The organism is Solibacillus merdavium (assembly GCF_014836935.1).
Lineage (GTDB): Bacteria > Bacillota > Bacilli > Bacillales_A > Planococcaceae > Solibacillus > Solibacillus ferritrahens.
In genome coordinates, this window is the sequence record NZ_JACSPW010000001.1 from 124,824 (window position 1) to 149,439 (window position 24,616).

Annotated in this window: 24 protein-coding genes and 1 riboswitch; of the genes, 20 read left to right on the forward strand and 4 right to left on the reverse strand. The window is 37.1% G+C overall.

The window, feature by feature from the left end; all coding sequences use genetic code 11:
- The first annotated feature begins 166 nt into the window (after nt 1–166).
- The 5 genes from H9632_RS00490 (at nt 167) to H9632_RS00510 (ending at nt 4,577) form a co-directional block, all read left to right on the forward strand.
- Entirely contained in the window at nt 167–844 is a 678-nt protein-coding gene (locus H9632_RS00490; RefSeq protein ID WP_191702176.1) for a GTP pyrophosphokinase, read from the forward strand.
- Nucleotides 844–1,638: an NAD kinase gene (locus tag H9632_RS00495; protein WP_191702177.1), complete on the forward strand. Its 795-nt coding sequence runs from the start codon at nt 844–846 to the stop codon at nt 1,636–1,638. Before H9632_RS00490 ends, H9632_RS00495 begins: the two co-directional genes overlap by 1 nt.
- A gap of 11 nt (nt 1,639–1,649) precedes the next feature.
- Nucleotides 1,650–2,534 carry an RluA family pseudouridine synthase gene (locus tag H9632_RS00500; RefSeq protein WP_191702178.1) on the forward strand — a complete coding sequence of 295 codons (885 nt, stop codon included), beginning with the start codon at nt 1,650–1,652 and terminating at the stop codon, nt 2,532–2,534.
- Nucleotides 2,535–2,845: 311 nt separating this feature from the next.
- On the forward strand, nt 2,846–4,216 hold the full coding sequence (mgtE, locus tag H9632_RS00505) for a magnesium transporter (RefSeq protein WP_191702179.1): 1,371 nt from the start codon (nt 2,846–2,848) through the stop codon (nt 4,214–4,216).
- A 40-nt stretch (nt 4,217–4,256) separates the two neighbouring features.
- Nucleotides 4,257–4,577, forward strand: a complete 321-nt coding sequence (locus tag H9632_RS00510; protein ID WP_225223608.1) for a 4-diphosphocytidyl-2C-methyl-D-erythritol kinase — start codon at nt 4,257–4,259, stop codon at nt 4,575–4,577.
- Between the two features lie 42 nt (nt 4,578–4,619).
- On the opposite strand, the gene H9632_RS00515 is transcribed toward H9632_RS00510, so the two are convergent.
- The gene (locus H9632_RS00515; protein ID WP_191702181.1) at nt 4,620–5,132 is read right to left on the reverse strand and encodes a CotY/CotZ family spore coat protein; all 513 of its coding nucleotides are present in this window, start codon (nt 5,130–5,132) and stop codon (nt 4,620–4,622) included.
- A gap of 158 nt (nt 5,133–5,290) precedes the next feature.
- Here H9632_RS00515 and H9632_RS00520 point away from each other — a divergent pair, with 158 nt between their 5' ends.
- The 6 genes from H9632_RS00520 to H9632_RS00545 all read left to right on the forward strand — a co-directional run bounded on the left by H9632_RS00520 (nt 5,291) and on the right by H9632_RS00545 (nt 8,008).
- Nucleotides 5,291–5,692: a YhcN/YlaJ family sporulation lipoprotein gene (locus tag H9632_RS00520; protein ID WP_191702182.1), complete on the forward strand. Its 402-nt coding sequence runs from the start codon at nt 5,291–5,293 to the stop codon at nt 5,690–5,692.
- 1 nt (nt 5,693) lies between these two features.
- Nucleotides 5,694–6,149 (forward strand): stage V sporulation protein AC, encoded by a 456-nt coding sequence (gene spoVAC / locus H9632_RS00525; protein ID WP_191702183.1) that lies wholly within the window; start codon nt 5,694–5,696, stop codon nt 6,147–6,149.
- On the forward strand, nt 6,143–7,138 hold the full coding sequence (locus H9632_RS00530) for a stage V sporulation protein AD (RefSeq protein ID WP_191702184.1): 996 nt from the start codon (nt 6,143–6,145) through the stop codon (nt 7,136–7,138). Before spoVAC ends, H9632_RS00530 begins: the two co-directional genes overlap by 7 nt.
- Nucleotides 7,135–7,509 (forward strand): stage V sporulation protein AE, encoded by a 375-nt coding sequence (spoVAE, locus tag H9632_RS00535; protein WP_404828997.1) that lies wholly within the window; start codon nt 7,135–7,137, stop codon nt 7,507–7,509. Before H9632_RS00530 ends, spoVAE begins: the two co-directional genes overlap by 4 nt.
- 62 nt (nt 7,510–7,571) lie before the next feature.
- Nucleotides 7,572–7,745 (forward strand): YjcZ family sporulation protein, encoded by a 174-nt coding sequence (locus H9632_RS00540; RefSeq protein WP_191702185.1) that lies wholly within the window; start codon nt 7,572–7,574, stop codon nt 7,743–7,745.
- Nucleotides 7,746–7,759: 14 nt separating this feature from the next.
- Entirely contained in the window at nt 7,760–8,008 is a 249-nt protein-coding gene (locus H9632_RS00545) for a stage VI sporulation protein F (protein ID WP_191698606.1), read from the forward strand.
- Between the two features lie 170 nt (nt 8,009–8,178).
- Here H9632_RS00545 and H9632_RS00550 read toward each other — a convergent pair whose 3' ends face one another.
- The 3 genes from H9632_RS00550 to H9632_RS00560 form a co-directional block, all read right to left on the reverse strand.
- Entirely contained in the window at nt 8,179–8,607 is a 429-nt protein-coding gene (locus tag H9632_RS00550; RefSeq protein ID WP_191702186.1) for a GNAT family N-acetyltransferase, read from the reverse strand.
- Between the two features lie 3 nt (nt 8,608–8,610).
- On the reverse strand, nt 8,611–9,126 hold the full coding sequence (locus H9632_RS00555; protein WP_191702187.1) for a YjcG family protein: 516 nt from the start codon (nt 9,124–9,126) through the stop codon (nt 8,611–8,613).
- A 169-nt stretch (nt 9,127–9,295) separates the two neighbouring features.
- On the reverse strand, nt 9,296–10,015 hold the full coding sequence (locus tag H9632_RS00560) for an alpha/beta hydrolase (protein WP_191702188.1): 720 nt from the start codon (nt 10,013–10,015) through the stop codon (nt 9,296–9,298).
- Nucleotides 10,016–10,134: 119 nt separating this feature from the next.
- Between H9632_RS00560 and H9632_RS00565 the strand changes: the two genes are divergently transcribed.
- From H9632_RS00565 to isdC, 9 genes are all read left to right on the forward strand, one after another.
- A complete protein-coding gene (locus tag H9632_RS00565) occupies nt 10,135–10,716 on the forward strand; it encodes a phosphatidylglycerophosphatase A family protein (RefSeq protein WP_191702189.1) in 582 nt (193 codons plus the stop codon).
- 20 nt (nt 10,717–10,736) lie between these two features.
- Nucleotides 10,737–11,372, forward strand: a complete 636-nt coding sequence (locus tag H9632_RS00570; protein WP_191702190.1) for a thermonuclease family protein — start codon at nt 10,737–10,739, stop codon at nt 11,370–11,372.
- 162 nt (nt 11,373–11,534) lie between these two features.
- A riboswitch (cobalamin riboswitch) is annotated at nt 11,535–11,730 on the forward strand.
- 170 nt (nt 11,731–11,900) lie between these two features.
- The gene (locus tag H9632_RS00575; RefSeq protein WP_191702191.1) at nt 11,901–17,807 is read left to right on the forward strand and encodes an S-layer homology domain-containing protein; all 5,907 of its coding nucleotides are present in this window, start codon (nt 11,901–11,903) and stop codon (nt 17,805–17,807) included.
- 68 nt (nt 17,808–17,875) lie between these two features.
- Complete coding sequence (locus tag H9632_RS00580; RefSeq protein ID WP_191702192.1) at nt 17,876–19,417, forward strand: S-layer homology domain-containing protein; 1,542 nt, start codon at nt 17,876–17,878, stop codon at nt 19,415–19,417.
- Entirely contained in the window at nt 19,417–20,313 is an 897-nt protein-coding gene (locus H9632_RS00585) for a DUF4430 domain-containing protein (RefSeq protein ID WP_191702193.1), read from the forward strand. Before H9632_RS00580 ends, H9632_RS00585 begins: the two co-directional genes overlap by 1 nt.
- Nucleotides 20,310–21,191 carry an energy-coupling factor transporter transmembrane component T gene (locus H9632_RS00590; protein ID WP_191702194.1) on the forward strand — a complete coding sequence of 294 codons (882 nt, stop codon included), beginning with the start codon at nt 20,310–20,312 and terminating at the stop codon, nt 21,189–21,191. The genes H9632_RS00585 and H9632_RS00590 overlap by 4 nt, the downstream gene beginning before the upstream one ends.
- Entirely contained in the window at nt 21,164–22,810 is a 1,647-nt protein-coding gene (locus H9632_RS00595) for an ABC transporter ATP-binding protein (RefSeq protein WP_191702195.1), read from the forward strand. Before H9632_RS00590 ends, H9632_RS00595 begins: the two co-directional genes overlap by 28 nt.
- Before the next feature lie 173 nt (nt 22,811–22,983).
- The gene (locus tag H9632_RS00600) at nt 22,984–23,490 is read left to right on the forward strand and encodes an ECF transporter S component (RefSeq protein ID WP_263618311.1); all 507 of its coding nucleotides are present in this window, start codon (nt 22,984–22,986) and stop codon (nt 23,488–23,490) included.
- 343 nt (nt 23,491–23,833) lie between these two features.
- Nucleotides 23,834–24,613 carry a heme uptake protein IsdC gene (isdC, locus tag H9632_RS00605; protein WP_191702197.1) on the forward strand — a complete coding sequence of 260 codons (780 nt, stop codon included), beginning with the start codon at nt 23,834–23,836 and terminating at the stop codon, nt 24,611–24,613.
- Nucleotides 24,614–24,616 lie beyond the last annotated feature (3 nt).

Below are 24,616 nucleotides of genomic sequence, written 5' to 3' on the forward strand. Positions count from 1 at the left end.
GAGTGAATCTGCAGTTTAAAGGTGTTGAAATGAAAAAAAGCGTCATTTCGTGCGATTTAAGTGTGAAATGTGTTTTTCTTATGCACAAGAAGTATAATTGTTTGAAACAACGTGTTTTGGAATAGTGTGATATGAAAGTACTATTTCAAGTTGGGGGGCTTTGTAAATGGGGCAGTGGGAAGTATTTTTAAGTCCATACCGACAGGCAGTGGACGAACTGAAAATTAAATTAAAAGGAATGCGTTCGCAGTTCGGGATCATGAGTGCAAATTCACCAATTGAATTCGTAACAGGTCGCGTTAAACCACTTGCGAGTATATATGATAAATCGTTTGATAAAGGGATACCATTTGAACCGAATCCGCGCCTAGGCAATGAATTACAGGATATTGCAGGCGTACGTATCATGTGCCAATTTGTGGACGATATTGCTACAGTGACGGAATTGATTCACCAGCGTAATGATATGAAGGTTATTGAAGAAAAGGATTATATTACACATAGTAAACCGAGTGGCTACCGCTCCCATCATATAATTGTAGAATATCCTGTAGAAACGATTCAGGGCCGCATTGTTGTCGTTGCCGAAATTCAAATCCGTACATTGGCCATGAACTTTTGGGCATCTATCGAGCATTCATTAAACTATAAGTATAAGGGAATTTTCCCAGAAGAAATAAAAAATCGATTGCAAAGTGCGGCTGAGGCGGCATTTCGTCTGGATGAGGAAATGTCCTCAATTAAAAGTGAAATCCATGAGGCCCAAGCATATTTTAGTGAAGTAAAAGAAGCAACTAATACAGCTATTCATAAGTCAACTGACAAAGAGGAGCGTGAAAGCTAATGAAGTTTGCAATTCAATCACGCAGAGATGACCAATCAAATGAATTGATGGAGCTCGCAAAATCTTATTTAATCGATTTCGGGTTGAAATTTGATGAGGAAGAGCCTGAAATTGTTCTTTCCATTGGCGGCGATGGGACATTATTGCATGCATTTCATCGCTATTTGCATCGTTTGGACAAAACAGCATTTGTTGGTATCCATACTGGGCATTTAGGTTTTTATGCTGATTGGAAACCTTCCGAGCTGGAAAAGTTAGTATTGTCTATTGCTAAAAGAGAATTTAACGTAGTTGAATATCCGCTGTTGGAAGTGCAGGTACATCGCCATCACTCGGACTCCAGCACTTATTTGGCACTGAATGAAGCTACGATAAAATCTCCGGACGTTACTCTTGTAATGGATGTTGAGCTAAATGGGGAGCATTTCGAACGGTTCCGTGGTGATGGATTGTGTATTTCGACACCATCCGGCAGTACAGCATACAATAAAGCTTTAGGTGGAGCAATTATCCATCCAACATTACAAGCGTTTCAAATTACAGAAATGGCTTCGATCAACAATCGTGTCTTTCGTACTGTAGGTTCATCCTTAGTGTTGCCTGCACATCATAATTGTGTATTAAAGCCAGTCCATGAGCAGCAATTTAATATGACGGTAGACCACATAAGCATGACGGAAACAGATGTAAAGTCGATTACCTTCAATGTTGCAAATGAAAAAGTGCGATTTGCGCGCTTCCGACCATTTCCATTTTGGGAACGTGTACATGATTCATTTGTGTCGAATGAATAGAATGAGGTTATATGGATAAAAGATTTCAATTACAATTTGTTAATTCAATAGAAAACACGCTGTTGCGTGATGCGATTGCTCAATGGGGAATTTCGAAGCGTGCTTTGACTGCCATCAAGTTTGATGGTGGTGAACTTTTGGTCAATGGGGAAGAAAAAAATGTACGGCATAAGCTTAAAATTGGGGATGTTGTAACAATTATTTTTCCGCAAGAGGAAGTTAGCGAAGGTCTGGCCGCACAAGTAGGTGCTTTAGCCATTGTGTATGAAGATGAGGCATTACTCATATTGGACAAGCCCTCTTTTATGAATTCAATCCCTTCAAGAGAGCAGCTAAACGGCAGCATCGCAAATTATGTATATGGTTATTTCGTTCAACAGCAACTCGCTTCTACGGTGCATATTGTTACACGACTCGACCGTGATACATCAGGACTGATGGTAATTGCGAAACATCGTCACATACACCATATCATGAGTGGTCAGCAAAAAAATGGATGCATTCATCGTGAATATGAAGCAATTGTAGAAGGGTATGTAGAACAAGATCAACAGTCTATAATTTTACCAATCGGACGAAAAGATACCAGTATTATTGAACGTGAAGTCCGTGCTGATGGTCAATTTGCACATACAGATGTATCGGTAATAGCGCGTAAAAATAATATGTCTCATATTCGCCTTAAGCTCCATACTGGGAGAACGCATCAAATACGAGTTCATATGGCTCATATAGGGCATCCGTTAGTAGGGGACGAATTATACGGTGGAAGTAGGAAATTAATAAACCGTCAAGCACTCCATTGTCGAAGTATACAGTTCGAACATCCATTAACGAAAGAAAATATGCATTTTTGCAGCAAGCTCCCAACTGAAATATCGAGTCTTATTATTTAATAGAAGATGCCAATTCCTGAATTGGTGTCTTTTATTTTTTGATGAAAAAGGGAATATACTGGAGAGGGACTATCTGAAAGTTGTTTATATATATGCATAGAAGGATTTCACACAATGGATATTTTTAATCTAACCGCATAGTAAAGACAATATTTTCCCTCCTTGACGAACTGGAAAAATTAATAATAAAATAGTTCGTTGCTATATTAATATTGATTATGGCAATATGAAAGTTAATTTTGATGTTGCGAAAATTGGAAATTGTAAGCATATAATAGAATTACTACAGTAATTGAAAGGAGGGGACAAGCATGATAGAGGAAAAAAAGAATGAAGTCCAGTATGATGAGGAATTTTTGCGAATGCTACTCGATGAGGAAAATATTGAGGCATTCCGTGAACATTTTTTAGTTCTCCATCCATTTGATCAAGCAAAGTTTTACGAAGAGGTAGGTCCAGATATAAGGCAGGTTATTTATCGTTACTTGTCTCCTCAGGAAATGGCCATTATTTTTGAGTCGACAGAAATTGAAGATGATGAATATGAAAATTATTTAAATGAAATGGATCCATCCTATGGTGCTGCGATGCTAGGATTTATGTATACCGATAATGCGGTGGATATATTAAATGAATTAGACACTGAGCAACGAGAAAATTACTTAGATATGATGGATGACGAAACTGTTGATGAGATCAATGAGCTTTTAGGCTATGAGGAATACACAGCAGGGGCAATCATGACAACTGAGTATGTTTCGGTTCTGGAGAGTTCAACTGTTCGTGAAGCGATGCGGGTATTACGCCAAGAAGCGCAGACTGCCGAAACCATTTATTATATTTTTGTTGTCGACAGCGCTCATCGACTACTTGGTGTCATGACGTTACGAGAATTGATTGTCGCAGAAGGAGATTTATATATTCGTGATATTATGAGTGATCGTGTCCTTTCGGTGAAGGTGACCGACGACCAGGAAAATGTCGCAAACTTAATGAAAGACTATGACTTTTTGGCAATTCCGGTTATTAATGAAAATCGAGAACTCCAGGGCATCATTACATTCGATGATATTATCGATGTTATTGAAGAAGAAGCAGAAGATGACTACTCAAAACTTGCGGGTATTTCGGACATGGATGACAATGATGCAGGACCGATTCGAGCAGCAGGAAAACGTTTGCCTTGGTTGATTATTTTATTATTTTTAGGGATGCTTACGTCAGGATTAATGGGGATATTTGAAGCAACTCTCGATAAAGTCGCATTACTAGCAACGTTCATTCCACTCATTTCTGGCACATCAGGAAATAGTGGTACACAGGCACTAGCTGTAGCAATTCGTGGTATTGCAACAGGAGATATCGGAGGCAAAAGTAAGTTCAAGCTTGTCCTTCGTGAATTAAGTACAGGTATAATTATGGGATTGGTCAGTGGTGCTATTGTAGTGGGGATTATTTTCTTTTGGAAAGGTACCTTGATAGTAGGTTTACTTGTCGGGGCATCGATCTGTTGTTCCATTGTTGTCGCCACATTAGCGGGATCATTTATTCCGATTATCATGCATAAGCTTGGTGTCGACCCTGCCGTTGCATCAGGTCCTTTTATTACGACATTAAACGACGTCACGAGTATTGTTATTTATTTAGGATTGGCTACGACCTTTATTGGTCTAATTCTATAAGTAACGATTTGAAACTTTATTGCATATTGTATGAAAAAGGATGTGGAATGTGGAAATTCATCCATTACTTTTTATTGCAAGTCCGAGTTATATTCAAGAAAAGAAAATTGAGGAGGAAAGTACGTCTATTTATGTACGTCCTATCCCTGAAAAAATTGAAAACTCCCTCATTGCCCGACAGCTTAATTATTTCTCCAAGCCAATGAAGGAGCCAAGAATGTTATTGTTTATTTTACAATCAGGTGAAAGAATACATGCTTCCATTGATAAAATAAATGGCAGTCAAGTATTATTGAATTGTTTTCAGACAAAGCGCTGGATCCATGCAAATGAAATTGTAATGATTCATCATACGGTTTAAAATGAGGAGCCAATTATTTGGCTCCTCATTTTTATATTTCAATTAGTCACAAATGCCAAGGTCCACATCATCGATACATTGAACAGCACAGAAGCAATCTAAATCAACTGTAATACAGCTGTCTGAAGCTTCGAATTGTGTAACTCTACATACTTCACGGAAATCAATCTTAGAACCACAGTTACTTAATAAATCTACTGGATCCCCATTTGAATCTTCTGGTATTAGAACTCGTAATGTTGCACAGCAGCCATCAAAAATATCCTCTACACGGAAATAAATCGATACACATGGAGAAGACGATCCGTTACCTGAAAATGTAGCAAAGAACGGTGAGCCATCTTTATTTAATAATGTAAACACACGTGTATCAGCATTTGAACGTGCAGGGTTAACAATTCCTCCAAGTGGCTCTAAGAAGCAGTTTGTTGTACATTTATTACAATCATCCTGTACTGCAGCATTTTGAATTTCTAAAATTGCGCGAACAACTTCACAAACACACCCTTTTGAAGAGTGATTGCCTGAATCACTATTTCCTCTTCCACAACCCATAATTTTCACCTCCTAAAACTTAACTCTATCTAAAATATGACCTGTTTCCTGAAAGAATCGGGCGAATGATGGGGCTTTATAAAACTTCCTTGGGCCAATGAATAATTCAAAATACGACAGGTTATACTTGGAGAAAAATGGACATAAGGGGGACTGTCATGCGAAAAGCGCTCTTAGGAATAAGTTTAATTGTAATTCTTACTGGTTGTGGTGATCGTGAGAAGGTAGTGACTTATTCGAAAACAGACAATACGCAACATCAGCATGAAGTTGAAAAACTTTTTGAAAAGGATTCAGAAATTGAACAAGTAAATATTGTCGTAATTGAAAATGAATTATTTGTAGCAATGCAACTAAAGCCTTTAAAAAAGTGGAATCGTAAAAAAATTGAAGATCGTTGGCAGAAGAAGTTAGAAAAGCAATTTGCCAATACTACAGTAAATGTTTCGGCTGATTTTAAAATGTTTTGGGAGTCGACCAAACTTATGGAAGAAAAGGATCAAAAAAAAATGATGGAAGAATTACAGCATTTAAAAAAGCTTGCGAAGGAGGAAACGTAATTTGAAACAACAACAATACAATACTTTAAAGGATCAAATTACACCAAAAATACCTATACTCATAAACTGTTTAAAGGCTTTTGTTGTGGGCGGTTTAATTTGCTCTATAGGACAAGCAATATCATTTTTATACATGATCTTTTTTGATTTCACGGAAAAGACTGTGGGCAATCCGACTGTAGCAACGATGGTTTTTCTCGCAATGCTTTTAACCGGGTTTGGTCAATATCGGAAACTCGGACAGTTTGCGGGGGCCGGAAGCGCTGTACCTGTAACTGGGTTTGGAAACGCGGTAATTTCTGCAGCAATTGAACATAGATCCGAAGGGCTTGTTTTAGGCGTAGGTGGCAATATGTTTAAACTTGCAGGATCAGTTATTTTATTCGGAGTTGTATCCGCTTTTTTTGTGGCGCTAATTAAATTGATATTAGTATCGGTAGGTGTCGCATCATGGTGATCGTATTTCAATCAAAACCAGCAATTCTTTCTTCGGGCGTTGTTGTAGGTCCATTAGAAAAGCGGAGTGTTTTCCAAACATATTTTGATAAGATAAGTCAGGATGAACGGGTTCAAAAATCCACGAATGAGCAAGGTAATACAATGCTCATCTCAGATGCTTGTCAAATAATATTGAAGAAATCGAATTTAAATAATTTGGATATCGATTATTTATTAGGCGGCGATTTAGTCAATCAAATGACACCTACAAATTTTGCCGCACGTGAACTGGCGGTTTCATTTATAGGACTGTTTTCAGCATGCGCAACCTCTGTTTCATCGATGATAATTGCAGCTTTGTTAACAGAACTCGGCGCAAGTGATTTCGCTATTGCTGGAGCATCTAGTCAGCACAATTCTGTCGAACGACAATTCCGTTATCCTATTGACTATGGTTCTCAAAAACCAGCTACTTCACAATGGACTGTAACTGCTGCAGGATTTGTTTTAATCGGAAAACATGAGCAAAAGCTTCCATATATAGAAGCGGCGACTGTGGGGAAAGTGATTGATTATGGTGCAACAGATCCCTATCATATGGGCGGAGCAATGGCGCCAGCAGCATTTGATACAATTCAAGCGCATTTACAAAAGCGCTCACAAAAACTGGAAGATTATGATGTTATTATGACTGGTGATTTAGGGAAAATCGGATTAAAAATTTTAATTGCAATGTTCGCACAAAGCGGTGTGAAAAAAGAAGATTTATCAAGATTCCGTGATGCAGGTGCAGAGTTTTATGGGGAAGATGCATCGTTTTTAGCAGGGGCAAGTGGTCCAGGCTGTTCAGCTGCAGTTTATAGTGGCTACATGATGGAACAATTTAAAACAGGCCGCTATAAGCGCGTATTATTAGTAGCAACTGGTGCACTTTTATCGCCGCTTACTTTTCAGCAGGGTGACACAATCCCGTGCACAGCACATGCAATCGAAATTGGAATGGGGTGAGGACAATCGGCTTTTCATTTTTATTGGCATTCGTAGTAGGTGGTATCATTTGTGTAATAGGGCAGTTAATAATGAATATAGGAAAGTTGACACCCGGTCATACATTATCAATATTAGTCGTAGCAGGAGCGATTTTAGATGGACTTAACTTATATGAGCCTCTGATTAATTTGGCAGGAGCAGGTGCGACAGTACCCATTACCTCTTTTGGGAATTCGTTAACACATGGGGCGTTGGCTGAGGCTGAAAAACATGGTTGGATTGGTGTTTTAACAGGCATGTTTGAGGTGACGAGTTCTGGAATAAGTGCAGCCATTATATTTGGATTTATTGCAGCATTAATATTTAAACCAAAAGGCAAAGTAGACTAGACGAATACCCTCCTTTTTCTTGTGTGTATGCATACACTACAAAATAGAAAGGGGGGTTTAGTATGTCAGGATACGGATATGGTTGGCAACAACAACAACAAGGTTGGCAGCAAGGTTGCGATTATGGATATCCAAGTTATGGATCTCCAGGTTATGGCGGTAGCAATAGTGGCACGTTTGTACTAATTGTTGTACTATTCATTTTACTTATTATCGTTGGTAGCGTGATCATTTAAGGAGGTATTTTCAAATGGAACGTTCATTTTTTAAAAATATTGAGCGTAAAACAGGCGTTGACTTTGATGAAATTATGAATCTTGCAAATGCATTGACATATGCAGATTTTTCGGATGAAAAGCAAGTTCGTAAAATCGTCAAAAAAGTGAGTAAACTAGCAAATAAACCGGTATCTAGTGAGCTAGAAGAAAAAATCGTGGCATCAATCATTCAGGACGGTAAATCATTAGATTTTTCAAAAATCGAAAAAATGATGAAATAAAGTTCACTGCAGTTCAAGATATGAGATAATCTGGAAAGACACGTGAATACAGATTGTGCTTATTTTTAGCAACATCTATAACAATGATAGCCACCAAGCAAATCTACTTGGTGGCTATCGTTTCCTATAAATAGATATAACATATCATATGGAAAGAATAATACAATCTTTTAAATACTCTTTTCCATGGCACGATGCGGAATGCCGGCGTCCATGAACTCAGGAGAAATTACAGCGAACTCCAACTTTTCGTAGAAAGGTACGGCATAGCTTTGAGCATTAAGCTTAAGCTTTTTAAATGCTGCATTTTTTGCATATTCTTCCACTGCCTGCATAATTAATACACCGAGGCGCTTCCCTCGATAGCTATTCAAAACACATACTCGCTCCACCTTGCCAACTTTTGGCTCGATTTCACGTAGACGCGCTGTAGCAATCGTATTTTCACCTTCATTTACAAGAAAGTGGATGGCTGTTTCATCATATTCGTCTATTTCTAAGCTTAGTGGAACACCTTGCTCTTTGACGAAAACTTCTTTCCGTAAAGCATATGCGCGTTCACGGTCTTCGTCAGTTGTTACTAACTTTACTTCAAACACGTATTACTCAGCTCCAGTCAATTTGTATGTTTCATAAGTTGTCCATGAGCCATCTTCTAATTGGTACAGTAAATGGAAACGATCGATTACATCCTTTTCATCAACACCTACCATGCGCAGCTGACCATAAACATCATCATGTTCGGAAGCGCTCAACTTTTGTGCAATTGTAATATGTGGTACAAAGACATGCTTTGGCGCACCAAAATTGATTTTTTCTTGAATCAGCTTTTGAATGTTTTCCAATTGCGGTGTTGGATCAATTCGGAAAAAAATCGTATTCGTAATAGGGTAAAATGAACTGATTCGTGAAGCATGAATTTGTAAAGGGGCAAATTGTGATGCCACCTGCTGTAAATTGCTGGATATTTGATCCATTTGGGCTTCATCCGCATCAAATGCATCTTTCAAAGTAATGTGAGGTGTAATTAACGCATAATGTGGGTCATAACGTTTGCGATAAGTGTTCGCTAAATCTTGTATTTTCTTAGATGGAAAAGCAACAATACCATATTTCAAATTCATTACCCCCTAGAAAATTATTCAAATTTTATCAGCCTTTAGGTGCCCAATTTTCCCTTGGGAAATTTTTTCAGTAAATTAAAAAAACTGGACATTAATACCCCGTAGGCGCAATTGATATAAGTATAACAGAAAAAACTATGAATAAACATTTAAGAACCCATTATTATCCGAAAATTTCAATTAATGCGCGTTTTAAATCGGGCTTCCAATATGTCCATGTATGATTGCCATCGAATTCATCATAAAAGGTCTCAATCCCATGGTTTATCAACAATTGGTGAAGTTCACGGTTTGGTGTCAGAAAATCTTTGACGGTATTATCTTTTAAAGTCACTTTATCTTCTTGTAGTCCGATAATATGGTACACCGAAAGAAAATTGATGTTGTTTGCACTGCGAACAGCTTGTAATACATATTCATCTACATAAGGCGATTGCAAAGCAGCTTTACCGAAAATATTTGGATAATGGATAGCAGTCATTAATGAAATCGTTGCAGCCATGGAATCTCCGATTAAAGCGCGCCCGCCACCTATTTGTGCCGTTGAGTACTCTTCGTCTAAGTAAGGCACAAGCTCATGCGCCAAAAATCGCATATATGCTTCAAATTGGTCGCCTGTTGGAGTATATTTTCGCTTACGATCCACATAATTTTTGTATGGGACACCGACGATAATTGTATTTTCGATAATATAGCCATCTATTAGTTCGTCCGCTAAACGTGGTATGCCACCAAGCTGGAAGTAATCTTTACCATCGGAAGCGATTAAGATGTTATATTCGTACAGTGGAGAATAGTTTGCTGGAATATAAATTAACAGCTCCAACTCCTCGTTTAATGCCTTGCTAAAAAAAGCAACGTCTTTTACTGTGCCTTTTTCCAAAGTTGTCACCCCTGTCTATTGATGTATTCAAAATTGTATCATAAAGAAAAATAAAGGTGTAATATAGAGGGTAGACAAGTGAATGGGCGCTTAATATAAATAAAGGTGAGGATATATTTATGCATAATAAAAGAATTCGTGTACATTCAGATGAAGTGACGAAAGCTACACATGACGCTCTAGAACGCCGCCATGTAACTATTGAAGATATTGCTGAAATCGTTTATACGATGCAATCCCCATATAATGAAGGTTTAACGATTGAACATTGTATTCAGTCGGTTGAACGTGTGCTAACTAAACGTGAAGTACAGCATGCGGTCTTAGTCGGAATAGAACTTGATGAACTAGCCGAAAAAAGGTTATTATCTGCGCCGCTTCAAGCTATAATTGAATCAGATGAAGGGTTGTTTGGGGTGGATGAAACACTGGCATTAGGTTCTGTATTTACTTATGGAAGCATTGCGGTGACAACATTCGGTCATTTAGATAAGCAAAAGATCGGTATTATTGAGAAGCTTGATACAAAGGCTGGGGAATCAGTTAATACATTTTTGGATGATTTAGTTGGAAGTATTGCGGCTTGTGCAGCATCACGCCTGGCACACCGTATGCGCGATTTAGAAGAAGAAGGCGGGACATTTGCAGATATTCCCCCGGTTGAATTAGGACCTGCACCAAAGTTGAACACGGAGATATAGAAAGGGTTTAAACGATAACAATGGAATTAAAAGATATTAAAACGCTCATTACGAGTGGAACAATCATTTTAGCAGTAGGGTTATATTTAGTATTCAGCGAACCGAAGCAAGAGACAGAGCAGACAGATTCACCGGCAATTACAGAGCAAAATAGTGCATATAACATTACACCTGAAATGGTAATGGACAAAACAGGGAAACAACTGGTTGATGTGAAGTTTTTAAATGCTAATGACGGAGATACATTCAATGTTGAAATTGATGGTAAAACAGAGCGAGTGCGCTTACTTATGATCGATACACCTGAAATGAACTATAATAAAGGCGAACCGATGCCATATGCTGAAGAAGCGAAGGCACGTACTACCGCGTTATTGGAAAAGGCGGATTCAGTTCAGCTATTGTTCGACAAAGGTCCAGAAACGGATAATTATGACCGGCTGTTAGCATACGCATTTGTTGATAATATCAGCTTGCATGAAGTTTTATTAAGTGAAGGCCTTGCTGCAGTGCGTTATGTAAATAAACCGAACGATACATTGGAAAAAGAGCTGCTGGAAATTCAACAACAGGCTGAACAGAAAAAACTCAATATTTGGGCCCACGACAATTACTTACAGCATGACGGATTTCATCCAGAAGAAGTGAGTAAGTAAATAGATTTCTCTTAAAAAAATTGACTATATGCAAATCGAGAAGGTTCGATTTGCATAAGTCTTTTTTTATTTACAGTGGAAACAATTTTTGAAAAATATATTTGTTCTCTCGAAACATTTTGAAGATTTGGAAGTGATATGGTACACTCATTGTTATGTGAATAAGGATTGCAGAATAAAGGTGCTCAATTTGAGCTTAAAAGGGAATTCGGTGAAAAACCGAAGCTGTTTCCGCAACTGTAAATGTAGACGACCACAGAGTATACCACTGTCGAATGAAGAAAAATGCTTCTAGTAGATGGGAAGGTTCTGAATGGGATACATGAGCCAGGAGACCTACCTTTATTTTATCGTATTAACTCTCTTCGGAAGCTAGGAGAACTTACGGCAAATAGACGGGCAGGTATATTTTATACCCTTTTTTTCTGTTGTTTACCGGTGTTTCTCTAAATGGAGAAGCACCGTTTTTTTGTTGTAGAGAGTTAAGAGCAAAAACATTCACTATAACAAAATAGGAGGTTTTTGTAAGTGAAAATTTATAAAAAGTGGTTAAGTATTGCGATTATATTCATATTGTCATTTTCGCTATTATCACCCGCTGCAATCGTGAAAGGGCAAGGATTTGAAGCAGAAGAATCAAATGCCACTTCTAGTACATACAACCATGATGAACAGAGTCTTCACCCTAATGATGAGACGTCAAAGAATGCACCTTCATTACCGACAACGAGTGACAGTGCGCAAATCAATTCCTCAAACTTATCTGAAGTTCTCCCTTCAGGCTATGTGACGGTATCAGTAGAAAAATTTACACTTGGACAAGGATATGCAATTGACCCCATCCAAGTTCCTTTTTATGAAGGGGAAATGGCAGGACAAGTAGTTGCCAGAGTACTTGGAAGTGGTAACTATAATAATGGTATGGATGAAGAAAATATCTCATACCTTGCGAATATTAAAGATGCAGAAAGCACTGTTAATATTCCGACATATATTCAGAAGGAAATTTTGAAAAGCGGTTCTACAATAGGAGCGAGAACTAACAGCGACTGGCTTGGACAGTTTGACTATACCGATATGTCAGGCTGGATGTATACTGCCAATCATAAATTGCCGGATGTAGGTATGAGTGAATATGAAGTTACAGACGGAAGTGTAATTCGGTTACAGTTTACAGTATACGGTTACGGTGGTGACCTTGGTTTTAGTTTTGAATTACCCTATATCGAAGTCGCTAACAAAGACAGGCTTACAGCAAAGGTTGCCGAAATTAATAGTAATCCGGATAAAGGAGTAATTTTAGCTAATCAAAGTGTAAAATCTGCCTACGACGCTGCTTATGAACAGTTAAAAGATATGGAAAGCAGTCAAACAAATATTGATGACGCTTTAAAACAATTAGAAGCTGCTCTTGAGGGGCAAGTAGATGTAATAATAACTGATAAAACTGTATTACAAACAGCAGTTAATACTGCTGAAGTAAATAAAGATTCAGTAAAAATAAGCTCTAATGGCAAAGATGTGGAACCTATAGAGTATTGGGTTACTCAAGCCGAGTTTGACGCTTATACAAATATCATTGTTTCTGCACAACAGCTTATTGCAGATCAAGCAGTAATTCAAGATACTATCGATGCTAAAGTTTTGGCACTAAATCAAGCAACAGATTCATTTAATGCAGTAAAAAAAGAAGGATTAAAAAATGCTGTACCTACAGTAAATGAAGTGAAATTCACTATTGCACCAAAGACCGTTACATTCAAGCTTTTTGATGCTAACAATCAGGAAGTAAATATCGGAACTGGTGTTGTAGGTACGTATAAAGTATATACAGCAAATTTACAAGCCGGTGATTACCGTTATGAAGGTTTTGACAGCAGCGAGAAAAGTGTTGGTGGTGGTAAACTAACTGTTACAACTGAACCAAAGCAGGAATATCAGTTCCGTCAGCTTAATTTTAAGGCAACCAACACAAACTGGAAAGTCGGAAATGACTATACCATTAAAGTAGGCCTGGATAGCTACGACGACACGTCATTAAAGTTTGGTGATGAACTGTCAAGTGGTCACATACCTGTATTAGGTCTCACAGGAAAAACATACTTTTACTCTTTTGAACCTATTTCAACACACAAGGAATACACAGCTCTAAAAAATAGTATTACAGTAACAATTGCAGGATCGGCACAATCAATTAGCGGGTCCATTCCTTTTTCAGGGAATGTAACATTCACAGTACCTCTGGAAGCGGAATTGTTTTTAGGACGAAAAATTAAACATTTCATTTCATTTGAAGAAATTAAGCCTGAAGGTGAAGCGACTGTAAATAGTAATGGAACAAAAACATTTTCGTACAAGCTTGCTAACAATGGGCAATATAACTACCGTGTTAGCCAAGAAGGAAAACTTACAAATACAGGTATATTTACAGCCAACGCACAAAATGCTGCCTTGGAAGTCACACAAAAGCAGCTGGATATTTTATCACCGAGAGCAGTCTTAAATAAAGGTACACATTTCGAGGGGAATATTTATCTAAATATCAACGAACAAAACCATTTAAAATTAAGTCAAGGCGATAACTTTAAATTGCTTCCTCTTCGTAGTTGGCAAGCTCTAATAGATGGCATTACGAACTACTTCTTCGAGCCTGATTTTAACTATGAAATCATTACAGGTAATGACGTAGTTGAAATTGAGCCTGGAAAACCAGGGAGCTATGCCATAGTAAAAGCAATAAAAAATGGGACAGCTATTGTAAAAGTTACGTACGATGCTCTGAAGGTTAATGGTTCAACAGATATTAAAGCGGCAGATGATGCGTATAGCGCCATTTGGCCAGAAAATGTCGGTGTATTCGTAGTAACTGTTGGTCAAGGTAAAACAGGTATTTCAACAGGAATTGAAAGTAATAAAGAACGTAATCAAAAGGCAAATGAAAAAAAGGTAAATAACCTTCAAAACGGCATTTATGATGCAGATATTGATAGTGTTTACTATGTTAAAGGTGAGCCGGGAGCGTTTTTCAAATTTACGCCAACTGCCAATAGTACAGTAAGTATTTTACGCCCTGAAATTAATCATGCAGCAGGTACTGTTTCTTATGGCAATGCTGAATTTTCAACAGAAAATATAACGTTAAACGAAGATGGTTCTTATACGGTATTACTAACTGAAGGACGTAATATAGTTAAAGTTGAGAAGGACGGTAAGGCTGAATATCATGTAATGACTGCGCGTCCGCTTGACATAACAATTGAGAATGTTACAAATCCTAATGGGGAAATTGCAGCAGGAGATAAAGTGAAAGTTACATTTAAAGGTATTTCTTTCCCGGCCAACAAATTATCAGGAATATATAATTTCCGTGGTCAATTAAAATACCTAGGTGGAAATAATCATACATCCATTGTTGGTCAAGCAGTTCAATATAATATGACAACAATTGGAAACAGTATAACTTTTACAATTCCAGAAGACTATGAGGGCGAATACAGTTTGCATGATGGTCATATCCAATTAAGCTTTTTCGGAAGTCCTATCGGTGACCATCGAAATATTAACCCAACTGTAGGGGCAAATCCTAACTTTGCTGCTTCCGAAATAGAGGCATACTACGGCATTTTCCCGAAAATTACAATTATCGATGGTCCTGTTGATAAAACCAAACTACAGACATCGATTATTGAGGCTGGAGTAAATAAAGATTCCGTAAAAATAAGCAATGATGGAAAAGATATAGATCCAACAGAATATTGGGTAACGCAAGCGGAAGTAGATACTTATACAAATATCATTGTCTCAGCACAACAACTACTTGCAGATGAGAATAAAACACAAGTTGCAATCGATGCAAAAGTATTAGCATTAAACCAATCCACGGAAACATTTAATCAAGCGAAAAAATTAGGTGCAAAATCTAAAGTAATTATACCAACTCAACAGGCTTACAATACTGTTGGAAAATACATGATAGATAAATTACCGAATCCTAAATTCGGCAGTGAATGGTGGATTATTACTTTAGCTCGTGGTGGATATGAAGTTCCTGAATCCTATTACAACACTTATTACAATAATGTAGTGGACTATGTCATTTCAAAAAATGGCGACTTAGATCAAAGGAAATACACAGAGTATTCACGTCTAATCATTGCTCTTACCGCTATTGGAAAAGATCCTTCAAATGTCGGCGGCTATAATTTAATTGAAAAACTGTCAGATTACGATAAAGTCGTTTGGCAAGGTGTAAATGGTGCCTATTTTGCATTAATTGCGCTGGATACTTGGGGATTCGACTTACCAAATTCAGCAACTACTACACGTGAGAAACTGATTGATTTTATTTTAGATAAACAACTAGCAGACAAAGGCTGGGCTCTATCAGGAACTAAGGCAGATCCTGATATGACAGGGATGGCTATCCAATCGTTAGCGCCATATTACAACAGTAACCCACAAGTAAAAGAATCTGTTGATCATGCATTAGCTACATTATCTGCTATTCAAGAGGAAAATGGCGGCTATAAATCATGGAATACAGAAAATGCTGAAAGTGCAGCGCAAGTTATCACAGCACTAGCTAGCTTAGGAATAGATGCAAATCAAGACCCTCGTTTTAATAAGGTCATCTCGAATATTATGACCTACTACAGTAAAGAAGATGGTGGCTTTAAACATGTTCTGACTGAAACGAAAGCGAATGGTATGGCAACTGAACAGGTAGGATATACATTAGCTGCCTATCATCGCTTGTTAAACGGGCAAACAGCACTTTATGATATGACCGATACTAAGCAAAATAATCCATCAAATCCAGGAAACGGTGGAAACAATCCATCAAATCCGGGAGATGATGAAAATAATCCTTCTAAACCTGGTGACAGTGAAAATGGAAGTAAACCTGGCGCTGGAGGAGGAAATAACAGTCCAGGTGGTAATCTCGCATACGGCAAAACAACATTCCTAATTAAAATTTCCTCATCGGAAATTCCATTAAGAGCAACAACTGTTGATTTATTCCCAGGGGAAACAGTAGTTGACGTGTTAAAGCGTGTAACAGCAGAGAACGGTATTTCGTTAAGTTACCGTGAAACGCAATATGGTACTTATATTGAAGGTATAGCAGGTCTTTATGAGTTTGATCGTGGTCCATTAAGTGGATGGATGTATCGTGTAAATGGAAGCTTCCCATCATACTCTGCGGGAATTTATACGTTATCTCCCGGTGATACTGTTGAATGGCTGTACACACTGGATCTAGGAAAAGATATTGGCGGCTATGTGGATGGAATCGAAAATGGTTCAGCACCTGGTGCCACTCCTGGTGGAGGAGCAGAGTGTAAGGACGAAACAAAGGATTGTAAAGAAAAAAATAAATGTACAGATGAAGATAAACAATGTACAGAAGAACCAAGCAAGGATGAAGACAGTGAGGAAGAAAGCAAAGAGAATACAAAAGCTGAAATAACAGTTGAAGATGGCAGTGACAAAGCATTTATTACAGCTGAGAATATTCAGAAATACCTTGAAAATGATATGCAAACACTTGTCATTAAAATTAATGGCAAAAATTTAGAACTCCCAACGTCTTCATTAAAAAGCATTATTCTTGCAGAAGATGAAAAATTAGTTGCCTCTATTGTTTCAAGTACTGAGAGCAAAGAATTTACGGTGAATTTTGGAGTTGAGACTTCACAAGGACAAATAAAGCCTATTTCTCTGGGCAAAGAATATGTGAAAGTAACGCTACCAGCTGATGAGGTGAAACCAAATACTGTTGTTCTACAGCTTATTGATGGCGAGTATAAGCCTGTTCCACATAAAGTGATTAACGGCGAAATTGTATTATTTACAAAAATAAGCGGTACATTTGTCATTATTGAAAAGCAAGTTACTTTTAAAGATATAGAAAAGCTTGCAAATAAAGATGAAATAGAGTTTTTAGCCAGCCGTCTTATAATTCAAGGTAAAACTCCGGAGACGTTTGAACCAAACAAGCCAATAACACGTGCACAATTTGCCGCATTAGTTAGCCGGGCGCTGGGATTACAAACATCAGGAGAAAATCCGTTTAATGATACATCGGGCAAATGGTATGAGAAAGATATCCAAGCACTGTTTGAGGCCGGCATTACGAAAGGTACAACTGCTTCCACATTTAATCCGGAAGCGCCAATTACACGTCAGCAGGCAGCCGCATTTACAGGACGTATCCTTGAATATCTAAATGTAATGGCTAAGGAAAATGGTGACATTCATTTCAAAGATGCTAATAGAATCAGCGCTGAATATTTACGTTATATTGAGCTATTAAGCAGCCTCGATATTATGACAGGTAAAGAAGACGGAACATTTGATCCAAGAGAAAGTTTAACGAGATCGCAAACAGCAAAAATCCTGAAACGTGCGTTAACTATAGCAGACATGATGTAATTTCAAACTAACCCAATAGCACTTTGCTTTTGGGTTAGTATCTTTTAACTAGAATTGGGGATATCTAAATGAAGCAAAAATTAACGATGTTTATTATGCTACTACTTGCTGTTTTATTAATAGTTACACCCGTTTCTGCACAAAGTATTTCAACAATAGATGCTTATAAAACGACGGGTGATTATATTGTAAAACAAGCACCAAGTCCTAAGTTCGGTGATGAATGGTTTATTATTGCACTTGCTCGCGGTGAATATAATGTTCCAAAAAATTATTATGAAACGTATTATGAAAACGTTCTAAAACATATTCAGTCCATGAAAGGTGAATTACACAATCGTAAATATACGGAGTATTCACGTCTAATAATTGCTCTTACTTCAATTGGAAAAGATCCAACTAATGTAGGAGGATATAATTTAGTTGAAAAATTGGGGGATTTCGATAAAGTCATTTGGCAAGGTCCGAATGGTGCCTATTTTGCATTAATTGCGTTAGACACTTGGAACTTTGAACTTCCAAAAAGTGCTACGACTACAAGAGAAAAATTAGTAGATCATATTTTATCAAAGCAATTAGCTGATGGTGGATGGGACTTATCCGGAATGAAAGCAGATCCTGATATGACTGCAATGGCCGTGCAGGCACTGTCTACCTATAAAGATCGACCAAATGTAGAAAAATCAATAAATCGAGCGTTAGATACTTTACAAAAAATACAGGACGTTAATGGTGGTTATAAAAGCTGGGGAACATCCAACTCGGAAAGTGTAGCTCAAGTTATTACTGCATTATCCAGTATAGATATAGATTCAAAAGAGGATGCACGATTCTCTAAAGCATTCAATAGCTTTTTTACTTTCTACAATGCTAAAGATGGTGGGTTCAAGCATGTATTGACTGAAACAGCTTCTAACGGTATGGCAACAGAGCAGGCTTCCTATACACTGGCAGCCTATAATCGACTTTTGGCAGGAAAAACAAAATTATATGACATGTCGGATACAAAGAAAAATAAGCCTTCAACACCTGTTGAGCAAGAGAAACCAATTATAGCTCCTACTAAATTAAGCTTTAAAGATATTCAATCACATTGGGCAAAGGGTGATATTGAAGCTGCGGTAGCTAAAGGCTTATTAAAAGGATATGAGGATAATACGTTTAAGCCAAATAATCATTTAACACGTGTCCAAGCTGTATCCATTTTAGTTCGTTCATTAAACTTGACGAGTACACAACAAGCGCCATTTACAGATATAGACCGTTATAGTGAAATTACGAAAAAAGAAATCGCAGCAGCGTATGAGGCAAAACTATTAACCGTCAATTCAGGTGAATTTTTACCATCGGCACCTATAACACGTGAGGAATTATCGATTATGCTTTATCGTGCCTATACGTCTATAAATGGTCAAGCTTATATACCGAGCAAGGTAGTACCATTAAACGATATTAACAAGCTTTCGAATGAGTCAAAAAATGCGATTGCTTTATTATATGATTTTAATATTGCACAAGGTTCTAATGGAGCGTTTCAACCATTCAATTCATTAACAAGAGCGCATGCCGCAAAAATGTTTATTAACTTTTTAAAGGTAGTGGATAAATAATGAAAAGAACAATTCGCTTACTAACAGTTGTTATCTTCGTTTTTTTATTAGCGGCGTGTAATATTCAATCAGTCGAACAATATGAACAAATGAAAGAACAAGAGCGAAGTTTAGATTCAAAGTCTAAAATAGGCCAAGAACAAACAGTAAATCAGGAAATAAAAGATTCAGAAAAAAATCATGAAAATATAAAAGAAGATAAATCAGAATCAGATAATGAAGAAGCTAGCCCTCCAAAAAAAGAGGAAACTTCAGAAATAAATAATAAGAAACAACCAATAGAAAACCAGGAAAAGAAAGTGGAAGCTAAAGAAGAAGCAAAGGACTCGATAAAGTCAGAGCGGCAGCCTCACAAAGAATTACCGCCAAAAGAGGAGACTTCCAATAAAAAAACTGCTACTGATAATCAGAAAGTAGAAAAGCCGAAGCAGGTTCCTGTCGAAAAAAGTGAACTTCTAGCTGAAAAAAAGAAAACTGTTACAATTGCAATTCGCGTAGACACTTTGCTTAAAAATTGGGATAAGTTAGATCCAGCACTACAAAGTGATAAATATGTACCTAAAAACGGAGTCATATTAAAGCCGACAACGTACGAGCTATTATCTGAAAAAGATACCGTTTGGGACGTTCTACAACGTGCAACGAAAGAACATAAAATTCAACTTGAATATCAAGGGGCAAACGAAAATATTTATAACAGTGTTTATATAGAGGGAATTAATCATCTATATGAATTTAGCGCGGGTGAATTAAGTGGATGGATGTATAAAGTGAACGGTGTGTATCCTAATTATGGCTGTAGTCAATATGTTTTGAAAGATGGCGATGTAATAGAATGGCATTACACAGTTGATTTAGGACGCGATTTAGGACATGTCTGGAAAAGCAGCGAATGAAATCATTTGAAACTTTTCATCCACTGGTTATTTTCGCTTTTTTTGCTGCAGCTATTGGACTATCAATGTTTTTTATGCACCCGGCTTATTTAGTGATTACTATTTTCCTAGCAGTAAGCCTGAATATCGCCTTACGTAGAGGGCAGTTTTTTAAGGATTGGAAGCTATATGTTCCTTTATTTTTCCTTATGGCTATTATAAATCCATTAATTAGCCATAATGGGAAACTAGTATTGTTTTATATAAATTACAATGCCATTACAGTAGAGGCAATTGTTTACGGATTAAGCATTGCCACAATGATTGTTTCAATTATCCTATGGTTTAGCTGCTATAACGAAACGATAACTACAGATAAGTTTATTTACTTATTCGGTAAAATATCGCCGGTATTCTCTTTAACGTTATCGATTAGCTTAAGGTTAGTGCCACGTTTTCAACAGCAATTACACAAAATATCAAATGCTCAAAAGGTAATTGGCATGGATTATCGAAGTGGATCCTTATTACACCGTATTAAATGTACTCTTCGAATTATATCCATTCTAATTACTTGGGCATTGGACAATGCAATAGATACGGCAGATTCCATGAAGGCGAGAGGTTATGGTATAGGGAAGCGGACATCCTTCTCTTTATTTATTTTTGAACGTCGCGACGGAATAGTTTTGCTTTTCATTATGTTCCTTTTAATGGTGAATATTTGGGCAAGTATAATAGGTACAACAACTTTTTATTTTTATCCGACTTTTTCAATCATTCAATGGGATTTAAAAAATATCCTATTTTATTGCAGTTATTTTCTCCTGCTTGCTATCCCAATAATAATCGAGATAAAGGGGGGAATCGAATGGAAATTGTTAAAGTCGAAAATGTAAGCTTTACATATCCAAATGAGTCAAAACCCATTTTGAAAAACATTAATTTAACTGTTGAACAAGGTGAATTCATTATTCTAATTGGTCAATCTGGTTGTGGAAAAAGTACATTACTACGACATTTTAAAAGTGAACTTTCTCCTCATGGTAAGAAAGCAGGTACATTTTTTTATGATGGTAAAAGGTTGGATGAAGTTATGCCTGAAAAGGCCGCATCGGAAATTGGCTATGTCTTTCAAAACCCGGACAATCAAATTGTAACGGATAAGGTTTGGCATGAATTAGCATTCGGTTTAGAAAGCTTGGGAGTAGATAAACATACGATGCGTAGGAGAGTAGCGGAAATGGCTAATTTCTTTGGTATTCAGAAGTGGTTTCACCAAAAAACTTCAGAGTTATCTGGAGGACAGAAACAGCTTTTAAACTTAGCCTCAATTATGGTGATGCAACCAAAACTACTATTGTTAGACGAACCAACATCTCAGCTTGATCCGATTGCTGCTATGGAGTTTATTCAAACGTTAAACCGTTTAAATAAAGAATTAGGCATAACTATAATATTGGTTGAGCATCGTCTTGAGGAGGTCCTTCCTATTGCTGACCGTGTTTTAATAATGGAAAAGGGGGACTTATTATTTGATGGCGACCCCCGGGAAATTATCAATACATTACCCCCAAAACATGAATTGATTACAGCATTGCCAACAGCTACAAAAATGTACCACCTATTAGATGGTGAAGGACCAGTACCTCTGACGATTCGAGAAGGACGAAAATGGCTAGCAAAGAAAAAGGTCGATTTACATACTGGGAAACAGCTTCCTGTGGCCAGTGGCATTTCTAATACAATAGTTTTGGAAGCAAAAGATGTAGCTTTCCGTTATGAAAAAAATGCTACTGATATTATCCAGCACTTAAATTTACAAGTGAAAAAAGGAGAATTTCTAACTATTATCGGAGGTAATGGAACAGGGAAATCAACGGTCTTGTCATTATTGGCTGGCTTACAAAAACCATATCGAGGGAAGATTCTCCTGCACGATAAATTATTGAAAACTTATCGTAATAAAGAGCTTTATCAAAAATTTATAACATTGTTACCACAGGAACCTAAAACATTGTTTGTTCAAAAAACGGTAAAGCAAGAGTTGGAAGATACAGCAAAATATCATAATATTTTGGATGATAAAGTTGAGGAAATGATAATGCAATTTCAGCTAATTCATTTACTGCAGCGGCACCCCTATGATTTAAGTGGTGGTGAGCAGCAGAAATTAGCCCTTGCAAAGCTATTATTAATAGAGCCGGAAATATTACTGCTAGATGAGCCGACAAAAGGGCTGGATGCTTATGCAAAAGAAGAATTGGCTACTATTTTGAAAAAACTACAAGTAAATGGACTGACAATTGTTATGGTGACACATGATATTGAATTTTCTGCTCAGCATAGTAGTCGCTGTGCTTTATTATTTGATGGAAATATCGTTTCAGAGGCTGATCCGCGTACTTTTTATAGTGGAAATAACTTTTATACTACTGCTGCACACCGTATTGCTAGAGGAATAATGAATGAAGTAATTGTTTGTGACGATTTGGTGATATTATGCAAAAAAGATTAAGTCTCATAATTTCTTTAGTTATCATTTTTATATTCATCCCTCTCACTTTATACGCCGGCATTGTACTGTTTAATGATAGAAAATATTATTTTATATCAATCATGATAATAATTTTAGCATCGATTCCATTTTTCCTTTCGTTTGAGAGAAGGAAGCCACAGCCTAGAGAGATATTGATAATAGCAGTTATGTCAGCCATTTCTGTCACAGGGCGTGCATTATTTGTTATTACACCGGGTTTTAAGCCTGTTGCAGCAATTGCAGCAATAACAGGTTTTTCACTTGGAGCTGAGGCAGGTTTTTTAACAGGTGCTATATCTGCTCTTGTATCCAATATGTTCTTTGGTCAAGGACCTTGGACTCCTTTTCAAATGTTTATGTGGGGAATGATTGGTTTTATTGGCGGACTATTAGGAAGGACAGGAATTATGCATAAAAAAATACCACTTATATTATTTGGGATTTTTGCGGGCATCCTATTTTCGTTTGGCATGGATATTTGGGGGACGATGTCTTTATATGGAGTGTTTAGCATGGAAGCTTATATAGTTGCTCTGACGTCAGCAGTTCCATTTACGATTGTTTATGCAGTGTCCAACGTAATTTTTTTATTAATACTTGCAAGGCCAATTCGTGAAAAGTTGGAGCGGATTAATAATAAATACGGGACATTTCAGTAAAAGGTATAGGGCAAGTGAAATTCGGTATAAGGAAAAAAGTTCAATTTCTTCTCTGTTAGACTGTAGACGAACTCGTATAAATTCGAGTTTGCTTACAGTCTTTTTTAATTAAATATAGGTTGAAAAATACCTAAGTGAAAAGTATATAATAATACAGTATAAATATAGTCAAGTTAAAATAACGACAAATTTATGAAGTTTTAATCGATTCACAAAAATTTTATACTAAAGAAGAATGTTGGTATTTGAGAAACAATCACTTTTATGGCATGCTATATAATGGCATTGAGAAATATTCTCTATTAGTTAATTACATATTATGAAGAAAAGGAGGAGAATTCGTATGAAAAAAAACTTCTTCATGATTTTTGCGGCGCTTTTTTTGGTAGCGTTTACTTTGCCAAACACTTCATTTGCTGCAATTGCCGATGGGACTTACGAAGTGAACTATCAAGTAAATAAACCTGGCAGCAATTCGGCTTCCATGGCTAATGATTATTTTTTAAAGCCTGCCAAGTTAATTGTAAATAACGGTAAGATGACAATGCAGCTTACGATAAAAAACAGTAGCTGGGTTACAGAGTTTAAACCTCCGGGCGGGGCAAAAGTAATTAGTACAAATGAGTCTGCAGGTCAACGTACTGTTCAGTTTCCAGTGTCGAATGCAAATTTAGTAACAATCGCCATGAAAATAGATATTGATGATATTGATTACCACCATGCCTATAGTGTGGATTTTGTATTCAACAGTTCAGGTTTACCAGAAGCAAAAGTGGACGAGCCTAAAGCGCAGGTAAAGCCAGTAAAAGAGGAAACAAATCAAGCAACATCTGCTAAGGAGTCAACAACACAATCGTCAGGAAGTAATACTTCTTCAAATAAAACAGCACCATCAACTGAACCACAAAAAACAGAATCATCAACAGAGCAAGCAACTACAGAAGCAAATACAGATGATTCTACAAAGACAGATGAAGAAAATGCATCTGAAATGGCGCAAGCTGAAAATTCAGAGGTAGTAGAAAATCCGGAGACGAGCGATGAATTACCGCTTGTGGCGATGATGTTATTCATCGTAGCGGCGATTGTATTTATTCGCACAAAACAAACAAAAACAAGATAGAAA